This is a genomic window from Dietzia sp. SLG310A2-38A2, assembly GCF_014145095.1.
GTDB lineage: Bacteria > Actinomycetota > Actinomycetes > Mycobacteriales > Mycobacteriaceae > Dietzia.
Genome location: NZ_JAALDX010000273.1, coordinates 1 through 8,843 on the forward strand (window position 1 = coordinate 1; position 8,843 = coordinate 8,843).

7 protein-coding genes are annotated in these 8,843 nt (G+C 69.5%); 4 read left to right on the top strand and 3 right to left on the bottom strand.

All coding sequences use genetic code 11. The features are described from left to right. Positions 1 to 49 precede the first annotated feature (49 nt). Positions 50 to 832, bottom strand: a complete 783-nt coding sequence (locus tag G6027_RS09935; protein ID WP_182637033.1) for a hypothetical protein — start codon at positions 830 to 832, stop codon at positions 50 to 52. 272 nt (positions 833 to 1,104) lie between these two features. On the opposite strand from G6027_RS09935, the gene G6027_RS09940 reads away from it, so the two are divergent. Then, the gene (locus G6027_RS09940; protein ID WP_182637034.1) at positions 1,105 to 1,851 is read left to right on the top strand and encodes a beta-phosphoglucomutase family hydrolase; all 747 of its coding nucleotides are present in this window, start codon (positions 1,105 to 1,107) and stop codon (positions 1,849 to 1,851) included. Beyond that, positions 1,848 to 4,349 (top strand): glycoside hydrolase family 65 protein, encoded by a 2,502-nt coding sequence (locus G6027_RS09945; RefSeq protein WP_182637035.1) that lies wholly within the window; start codon positions 1,848 to 1,850, stop codon positions 4,347 to 4,349. Before G6027_RS09940 ends, G6027_RS09945 begins: the two co-directional genes overlap by 4 nt. An 11-nt stretch (positions 4,350 to 4,360) precedes the next feature. Here the strand turns inward: G6027_RS09945 and G6027_RS09950 are convergent, their stop codons facing one another. Further along, positions 4,361 to 4,939: a carboxymuconolactone decarboxylase family protein gene (locus tag G6027_RS09950; protein ID WP_182637036.1), complete on the bottom strand. Its 579-nt coding sequence runs from the start codon at positions 4,937 to 4,939 to the stop codon at positions 4,361 to 4,363. Between the two features lie 5 nt (positions 4,940 to 4,944). Beyond that, positions 4,945 to 6,399: an acetate metabolism transcriptional regulator RamB gene (gene ramB / locus G6027_RS09955; protein WP_182637037.1), complete on the bottom strand. Its 1,455-nt coding sequence runs from the start codon at positions 6,397 to 6,399 to the stop codon at positions 4,945 to 4,947. A gap of 193 nt (positions 6,400 to 6,592) precedes the next feature. Between ramB and aceA the strand changes: the two genes are divergently transcribed. Both aceA and G6027_RS09965 read left to right on the top strand, forming a co-directional pair. Next, positions 6,593 to 7,882 carry an isocitrate lyase gene (gene aceA, locus G6027_RS09960; protein ID WP_182637038.1) on the top strand — a complete coding sequence of 430 codons (1,290 nt, stop codon included), beginning with the start codon at positions 6,593 to 6,595 and terminating at the stop codon, positions 7,880 to 7,882. Positions 7,883 to 8,044: 162 nt separating this feature from the next. Continuing rightward, positions 8,045 to 8,843 (top strand): 3-hydroxybutyryl-CoA dehydrogenase (locus G6027_RS09965; RefSeq protein ID WP_182637039.1); only part of this gene is annotated, 799 nt, incomplete at its 3' end.

Genomic DNA, 8,843 nt, shown 5'->3' on the forward strand with positions numbered 1-8,843 from the left:
GTCGCCCGAGAGGCGGTGCGCGGAACGCTCTTTTCGATGGTCGGAGCTGCTACTCGGCCACCATGAGCTTGGCCATCTGTGCCTCGTAGATGGCGTCCAGGGCACCGGCCGCGGAGGGCAGGACCGGGTCCGCCGCCGGGTCGTTGCCACGGGCCGCGTACTCCACGCTCACGGTGGTGTCGCGGGCGAAGCCGTGGATCGCGACGGCCCGGCTCAGCGAGCGGGTGCCGTCCGGCCGGGTGGTGATGAAGTCGCTGGTGACCCGGAAACCCTCGGTGCCGTTGATGGCCGGGGCGTCCGCCACGGTCATCACGAGCTCGACGTCGGGGTTGGTGGAACTGCGCGAGGAGGTGCAGGCCTCGTACAGTGAGCGGTCCATGAAGTCGTCGAGCTTCTGGCTCACCATGCCGATACCGAAGCGGTGCTCGGTGTCGTCCTCCTCCGACTGCTTGTACCGCACTGCTGCGGTCAGGCCGTCGGTGGTCGCGAAGTTGGAGACCGTCTCCAGGCGGGAGACCCTGTCGCACGCCGGGTCCTCCATGAGCTGCTTGCCCTGGTCGGCGACGAGCTTGTCGACCGCCTCCTGGAGGAGATCCGGCTCGATCACCTGCACCACGCCGCCACCGGGGGCCTCGCCCTCGGCCAGGACCAGCTGGTCGAGAGGTGCCTGGGGCGCGGACTCGTTGACGGTCGCCGTGGTCTGGGTGTCGCCCGAGGCGTCGCCGTTCCCGGAGTCGTCGGAATCCGACGTGCAGGCCGTGAGTGCGGCCGCGGTGACCAGTGCGAGGCCGGCGATCGCGACACGGCGGGGATTGCGGGTGCGAAGTCGCATCTCTCTCCTTCTAGTGCAGAGTCACCGACCATAGTGCCACCGGGCGCCCGGCAACAGTGCATTCCGCCCCGCGTGGAGGCCAGGTGGGCCCCACATCGCTCCCGCGTGGAGGCCGGGTGGGCCCCACTTTCCTGTCGCACATCGCTCCCGCGCGGGCGTGAGATGGGCCGCACGGGGGGAGGTGAGGGGTTCGGCACGGCGGCCGGGTGTTTACCCTTGATGCGTCACCGGACGAGCCCGATCGGCCCACCGACCCGGAAGCAGGATTCGACATGGACCATGACGGCATTGATGCCGTGCTCTTCGACCTCGACGGGGTCATCACCCCGACGGCGGAGAAGCATATGCAGGCGTGGAACCGGATGTTCTCCGCGTACTTCGCCGACCGCGGGATCGACCCGTACTCGGACGAGGACTACTTCCGCTACATCGACGGCAAGCCCCGGGTGGAGGGCATCGCGTCGATGCTCGCCGCGCGCGGCATCACCCTGGAGCAGGGAGGCGAGACGGAGGGCGACGACGACGAGATCGCGGCCGCGGCCGACACGGTCACGGGCCTGGGTCTGCGCAAGAACATCGTCTTCCGTGAGCTGCTCGACGAGGGGATCGAGGCCTACCCGGGATCGGTCGCCTACCTCGACGCACTCGACGCCGCCGGGATCGCCTCCTGCGTGGTCTCCAGCTCCAAGAACGCGCGCCCGGTGCTCGAGGCGGCGGGACTGCGGGACCGCTTCGAGATCGTCGTCGACGGACTCGTGGCGCAGGCCGATCAGATCCCCGGCAAGCCCCGCCCCGACACGTACCTGCGGGGGGCCGAGCTGCTGGGCGTGCCCGCGGACCGCTGCGCGGTGATCGAGGATGCCGTCTCGGGCGTGCAGGCCGGTGCCGCCGGCGGGTTCGGCAAGGTCATCGGCGTGGACCGCGGCGCGGGCCGCGATGTCCTGCTCCGGGAGGGCGCCGACCTCGTCGTCGTCGACCTGGCCGAGTTGATCCCCGGGCTGACGGGGGCACGGTCGTGACGCCCGTCCCCCCCGGGCGCGGCCCGGTCCACGACACGATCGGACAGTCCGTCCCCGGCAACATCCGGACGACCTACGGTGTCAACCTCCGCAGCCACCTCGAGGTCCCGGAGATCAACCGCCACACGCACCCCGCGGACCCGTGGCGCTGGGTGGAGACCAGCCCCAAGGCCTCGCCGATGGGTGTCTCGGAGACGCAGTTCGCCGTGGGCAACGGCTACCTGGGCATGCGCGGCAACCTCGAGGAGGGGCGCGACTCCAAGACCCACGGCACGTACGTCAACGGGTTCCATGAGACGTGGCACATCCTGCACGCCGAGGACGCGTTCGGCCTTGCACGCGAGGGCCAGACGATGGTGAACGCCCCCGACGCCAAGACGATCCGCATCTACGTGGACGACGAGCCGCTCCGGGTGACCGAGGCCGACCTCGAGCACTACGAACGCAGCATCGACTTCCGCGACGGCATCCTGCGCCGCGAGCTGGTCTGGCGCACTCCGGCCGGCAAGAAGGTGATCATCCGGACTACCCGCATGGTCTCGATGGTGGAGAAGCACCTCGCGGTGATGACCTACGAGATCGAGCTGCCCGAGGAGCCGGCACCGGTGGTGATCTCCTCGCAGGTGCTCAACCGGCAGGACGGCGAGGACGAGTACCACTCCGCCGAGGCCGTGCCCGAGGGGTTCGACCCGCGACGGTCGGAGGGGCTGGAGCACCGGGTGCTCGAGCCGGTGGTCTGCGAAGGTCAGCGCGGCTACCAGGTGCACGGCTACCGCTGCGCCAATTCGGGGATGTCGATCGCCGTTGCCGTGGACCACGAGGTCGAGACCGAGGATGACGTCGACATGAGCGTGGAGAGCGACGACGACGCCTCCAAGGTCGTCTACCACGCCCACGCCACCCCAGGCCGCGTCCTGAGGCTCACCAAGCTGGCGGCGTACCACACCTCCGAGAAGGTTCCGGCCAACGAGCTCGCCGAACGGTGCGCGCGCACCCTGTCCCGGGCACGCGACCGCGGCGTGGAGGAATTGCACCGGACGCAGCGCGACTGGTACGACCACTTCTGGCACCGCGGGGACGTGGAGGTGGACGGGCCTGTCGAGACCCAGCAGGCCATCCGCTTCAATCTCTTCCAGTTGGCGCAGGCCTCCGCCCGCGCCGAGACGTGCGGGATCGCCGCGAAGGGCGTCACCGGCAGCGGCTACTCCGGCCACTACTTCTGGGACACCGAGACCTACGTCCTGCCGTTCCTGACCTACACGGTGCCGCGGTTCGCCCGGAACGCCCTGCGCTTCCGCTACTCGATGCTCGACAAGGCCCGCGAACGCGCCCGCTTCCTGTCCGTGAACGGTGCGCTGTACCCGTGGCGCACCATCAACGGCGAGGAGGCCTCCGCCTACTACGAGGCCGGCACCGCGCAGTACCACATCAACGCCGACATCGCGCACGCCATGGTCAAGTACCTGTGGGCGACCGACGACGAGGACTTCATGATCCGCGAGGGCGTGGACGTGCTCGTGGAGACCGCGCGGATGTGGGTCTCGCTCGGGTTCTTCGCCGACGACGGCTGCTTCCACATCCACGGTGTCACCGGCCCCGACGAGTACACCACCGTGGTGGACAACAATCTGTTCACCAACGCCATGGCCAGGTTCAACCTGGTGGCCGCGACCATCGCCTGCAAGCGCATCGCCGAATTGGGTGACGGCCGGTGGGCGGGGATCTGTCGGCGCCTGAAGATCGACGACGGCGAGATCGCGGAATGGCGGCGCGCCGCAGAGAACATGGTGATCGCCTACGACGAGGCGGTCGGTGTGCACCCCCAGGACCAGGACTTCCTGGCCAAGGAGGTCTGGGACCAGGATCTGGAGCACCCGCGCCGCCCGCTCCTCCTACACTTCCACCCGCTGGTGATCTACCGGCACCAGGTGCTCAAGCAGGCTGACGTGGTGCTGGCGATGTTCCTGCGCGGCGACGAGTTCACCGAGGAGCAGAAGCGGGCCAACTTCGAGTACTACGACCCGCTCACCACCGGCGACTCGACGCTCTCGGCGGTCGTCCAGTCGATCATCGCCGCCGAGATCGGGTACTGCGATGAGGCGTTCGAGCACTTCTCCAAGGCGCTGGTGGTGGACCTGGCGGACGTGCACGGCAACGCCAAGGACGGGATCCACGTGGCCTCCGCGGGCGGGGTGTGGTCGGCGCTCGTGAGCGGGTTCGGCGGGATGCGCGACTACCGGGGCGTGATCTCGTTCGACCCCCGGGTGCCCGCCGAGTGGGGCGCGTTGACGTTCCGGCTGACCGTGCGCGGGACGCACGTGCGGGTCCGGTGCACCCACACCGAGATCACGATCGTCAACCTCAACGGCGCCGACTTCTCCTGCACGGTGCAGGGTGAGCAGGTGATGGTGCCCGCCGGCCAGACCCGGACGCTCGGACTGGACGAGCGGGCCCGCGCCTGCCTTACCCGCGCCGAGCTCTCCGCGGCGCAGCACTGAGGGGGGAGCGGTCAGCGGGGGCGGTCGGGTTGGATCCGCAGGGCGCGCAGGGACGTGGCCAGGCCGTCGTACTGCGCCACCAACTGCACCAGACCCACCAGCTCCGCCTCGGTCAGATGGGCCGCCACCTCCGCCCACGTGTCGTCGGTGATGTCCTTGGTCCGCACCAGCTCGTCGACCGCGGTCAACACCGCGCGCAGCCGATCCGACCACCCGGCGGCCGCGGGATCGTGCAGGGTGCGGGTGATCTGGTCGTCGTCGAGCCCCACCCGCGCGCCGATCCGCTCGTGGTGGGCCCGCTCGTACGCGCTGCCCCGCAGGTGGGCCACGCGCAGGATCACCAACTCGGTGGTCCGGCGGTCGAGGACGCCGAACGGCATCATCATCCCGGAGTAGGCCAACCATGCGGGGAACAGTCGGCGGGCACGGCCGAGCGTGGCGAACAGGTGGACGTCGCGGCTGCCGGTGACACGGGCACCCACGCGGTTCACGGCCCAGCCCACCGGTCCGAGTTCACGGAATCCGCCGGGACGGATGCGGGGCCGGGCCGGGTGCCGGGGATCGCTGTCGGTGCTGTGCGGCTGGCTCATGGCCGTCAGGGTAGGGCAGGGGAGGCGGCCGGGGAGTGGGGTTCGTCGAGCAGATAGGGCGAGAGCGACGAGCGGTGCGCGTCCACCTTGAGGGTGCGGTTCAGCGGCGGGAAGGCGCGTTGCGGGCAGGCGGGGCGTTCGCACATGCGGCACCCGGACCCGATCTTGGTGGCGGCGTCGGCATCGGCGAGGTCCAGCCCCTGCGCGTAGACCGTGCGGTGGGCGTGCCGGGCCTCGCAGCCCAGTCCGATCGCGAACGTCTTGCGGGGTTGACCGAACCTCATGGGCCGGGTGGTGACGGTCCGCGAGACCCACAGGTGCAGGCGTCCGTCGGGCAGCTCCGCGACCTGGCGCATGATCTTGCCGGGGAACGAGAAGGTCTCGTAGACGTTCCACAGCGGACAGGTGCCGCCCGAGGTGGTGAAGTGGACCCCGGAGGCGGATTGCCGCTTGGACATGTTCCCCGCGCGGTCGACGCGGACGAAGCTGAAGGGCACCCCGGAGGCGCCCGGGCGCTGGAGTGTGGACAGGCGGTGGCACACGGTCTCGTAGCCCGTCGCGTAGAAGGTCATCAGGCGTTCGACGTCGTAGCGGAAGTCCTCGGCGGTGTCGAGGAAGCGCTGGTAGGGCATGAGCACGGCCGCGGCGAAGTAATTGGCGAGCCCGCGCTGGGCCAGTGCGCCGGCGGCGGGGGAGCTGAAGGCCCCGTCGGCGACGAGCTGGTCGAGCAGCTCGCGGTGCTCGAGGAACGCGAGCTCGGACGCCACCCGGAAGGCCTGCTGTCCTCCGGTCAGGTGCGCCGACAGGTCCAGCCGGCGGTCCCGGGCGGAGTAGCGGTGCCACAATCCGTCGGGCAGGTCCACGCGGCGCACCACGCGGACCCCGTGTGTCTCGGCGAGCCGGTTCTCGAGCTCGGCCCGGACGTCGCCGCGGTTCATGCGGATCCGGGTGGTGAGTTCCTCGGCCGCGGTGTCCAGGGAGTCGATGTAGTTCTGGCGTTGGTAGAAGTAGTCGCGCACCTCCTCGTGCGGCATGGCCAGCGCGAAGGTGTCCACCTCGTCGGACAGGGCGTTGCGGCTCTCGGTGAGGGCCGCGAGCAGGTCCGCGGAGTTCCGGTACCGCTGGTTCAACACCGCGAACGCCCGCGCCAGCGAGGGGTGGGCACGCACCAGGTCGATGACGTCCCCAGCGGGGATCCCGGTGGAGACCTGGGGGTCGGACAGGGCCTCGGTGAGCTCCGCGATCAACCGCGTGTCGGCGTCGGAGGCGAAGAAGGTCGAGTCGACCCCGTACTCCTCGGACAGTCGGGCCAGCACCCGGGAGGTGACCGGGCGCGCGTCCTTCTCGAGCTGGTTCAGGTAACTGGAGGAGAGCCCGAGCGTCTCGGCGAAGGCGGCCTGGGTGAGGCCGTGCTCCTCGCGCAGGCGGCGCAGGCGAGCACCCATGTGAGTGGTGGTCATCAGCGGCTCCCGCGGGTCGGTGGTGTGCCCCACATTCTTCGCAAAGTTCGCAAGCAATGCAAGGAAACTCGCCATATTCGCACAATTCCCAGGTAGACGGGCTGCAATGCGTGTGGCATCCTTTCCAAGTACAGGACGCCGCGCTCGCAATTGTGCGAAGCCGGCTCCGCCCCCGAGACAGAAAAGAGTCGCGATGTCGAACGTCGGCAAGGCACGTACCGCTGCAGAGATCCAGCAGGACTGGGACACCAACCCCCGCTGGAAGGGCATCACCCGCAACTACACCGCCGAGCAGGTGGCGGAGCTGCAGGGCAGCGTCGTCGAGGAGCACACCCTCGCCCGTCGTGGCGCGGAGATCCTCTGGGACAAGGTCAACAACAAGGACTTCGTCAACTCCCTCGGCGCGCTGACCGGCAACCAGGCCGTCCAGCAGATCCGTGCCGGCCTCGAGGCCGTGTACCTCTCCGGCTGGCAGGTCGCCGGCGACGCCAACCTCTCGGGCCACACCTACCCGGACCAGTCGCTGTACCCGGCCAACTCGGTCCCGACCGTCGTGCGCCGCATCAACAACGCGCTGCTGCGTGCCGACGAGATCGCCCGCATCGAGGGTGACACCTCGGTGGAGAACTGGCTCGCCCCGATCGTCGCGGACGCCGAGGCCGGTTTCGGTGGCGCCCTGAACGCCTACGAGCTGCAGAAGGCCATGATCGCCGCCGGCGCCGCCGGTGTGCACTGGGAGGACCAGCTGGCCTCGGAGAAGAAGTGCGGCCACCTCGGTGGCAAGGTGCTCATCCCCACCAACCAGCACATCCGCACCCTGACCTCGGCCCGTCTCGCCTCGGACGTCGCCAACGTGCCGTCCGTCATCATCGCGCGCACCGACGCCGAGGCCGCCACGCTCATCACCTCCGATGTCGACGAGCGTGACCGCCCGTTCATCACCGGTGAGCGCACCGCCGAGGGCTTCTACAACGTCAAGAACGGCATCGAGCCGTGCATCGAGCGCGCGAAGGCCTACGCCCCGTTCGCCGACATGATCTGGATGGAGACCGGCACGCCGGATCTCGAGTACGCCAAGAAGTTCGCCGAGTCCGTCAAGGCCGAGTACCCGGACCAGCTCCTGGCCTACAACTGCTCGCCCTCCTTCAACTGGAAGGCGAACCTGGACGACGACACCATCGCCAAGTTCCAGAAGGAGCTCGGCGCGATGGGCTTCAAGTTCCAGTTCATCACCCTGGCCGGCTTCCACTCGCTCAACTACGGCATGTTCGACCTGGCCTACGGCTACGCCCGCAACCAGATGAGCGCGTTCGTCGAGCTGCAGGAGCGCGAGTTCAAGGCCGCCGAGGAGCGTGGCTTCACCGCCGTCAAGCACCAGCGCGAGGTCGGCGCCGGCTACTTCGACCGCATCGCCACCACGGTCGACCCCAACACGTCCACCGCGGCGCTGAAGGGCTCCACCGAGGAGGGTCAGTTCCACTGACCCCCCCGGGCCGTCCTCGAGTAGGGCGGCCAGCACGATGGCACCAACACACCGGGGGCCGGGGCCGTCTCCTCGAGGCGGCCCCGGCCCCCGGTCGTGTCCGGCGCACCCCCCGGGCTCACGCCCGGACCGACCACCCGGTTCGAGAAGGACGTGTCGCACATGCCCACCACCCGCGAGGTAGCCCCGGGACAGGGGCCGATCACCCGCGTGGGAGTGGTCGGTGCCGGCCAGATGGGGGCGGGGATCGCCGAGGTCTGCGCCCGCGCCCACGTCGACGTTCTGGTGTGGGAATCCACCCGGGAACTCGCCGCCGCGGGACGGTCCCGCATCCTCTCCTCACTCGACAGGGGGGTCTCCTCCGGGAAGATCACGGGGCGCGAACGTGACCAGGCCGCCCTGCGACTGCGGTTCACCACCGATCTCGGGGACTTCGCCGATCGCCAGCTGGTGATCGAGGCGATCGTCGAGGACGTGGCGGCCAAGACGGCCGTGTTCCGTGAACTCGACGAGGTCGTCACCGATCCGGAGGCTGTCCTGGCCTCCAACACCTCCTCCATCCCGATCATGAAGCTCGGCACGTGCACCGCGCGGCCCCGGCGCGTCATCGGCATGCACTTCTTCAACCCCGTCCCCGTGCTCCCGCTGGTCGAGCTGGTGAGCACGCTGGAAACGGGGGAGTCCGTCCGCGAGCGCGCCGAGGGGTTCGCCGAACAGGTCCTCGGCAAGCAGGTGGTGCACTCCGCGGACCGGTCCGGAGCCGTCGTCAACGCGCTCCTCGTGCCCTTCCTGCTCTCGGCCGTCCGCATGGCAGAGTCCGGCTTCGCCACCCCGGAGGACATCGACAAGGCCATGGTGCTGGGGTGCGCCCACCCGATGGGCCCGCTCTCCCTGGCCGATCTCGTGGGCCTGGACACGGTCAAGGCGATCGCCGACTCGATGTACACCGAGTTCCGCGAGC

Bases quoted from the DNA above. Each gene is read 5' to 3' on its own strand.
- G6027_RS09935 (WP_182637033.1), bottom strand. From the start codon at position 832: ATGCGACTTCGCACCCGCAATCCCCGCCGTGTCGCGATCGCCGGCCTC.
- G6027_RS09940 (WP_182637034.1), top strand. From the start codon at position 1,105: ATGGACCATGACGGCATTGATGCCGTGCTCTTCGACCTCGACGGGGTC.
- G6027_RS09950 (WP_182637036.1), bottom strand. From the start codon at position 4,939: ATGAGCCAGCCGCACAGCACCGACAGCGATCCCCGGCACCCGGCCCGG.
- ramB (WP_182637037.1), bottom strand. From the start codon at position 6,399: ATGACCACCACTCACATGGGTGCTCGCCTGCGCCGCCTGCGCGAGGAG.
- aceA (WP_182637038.1), top strand. From the start codon at position 6,593: ATGTCGAACGTCGGCAAGGCACGTACCGCTGCAGAGATCCAGCAGGAC.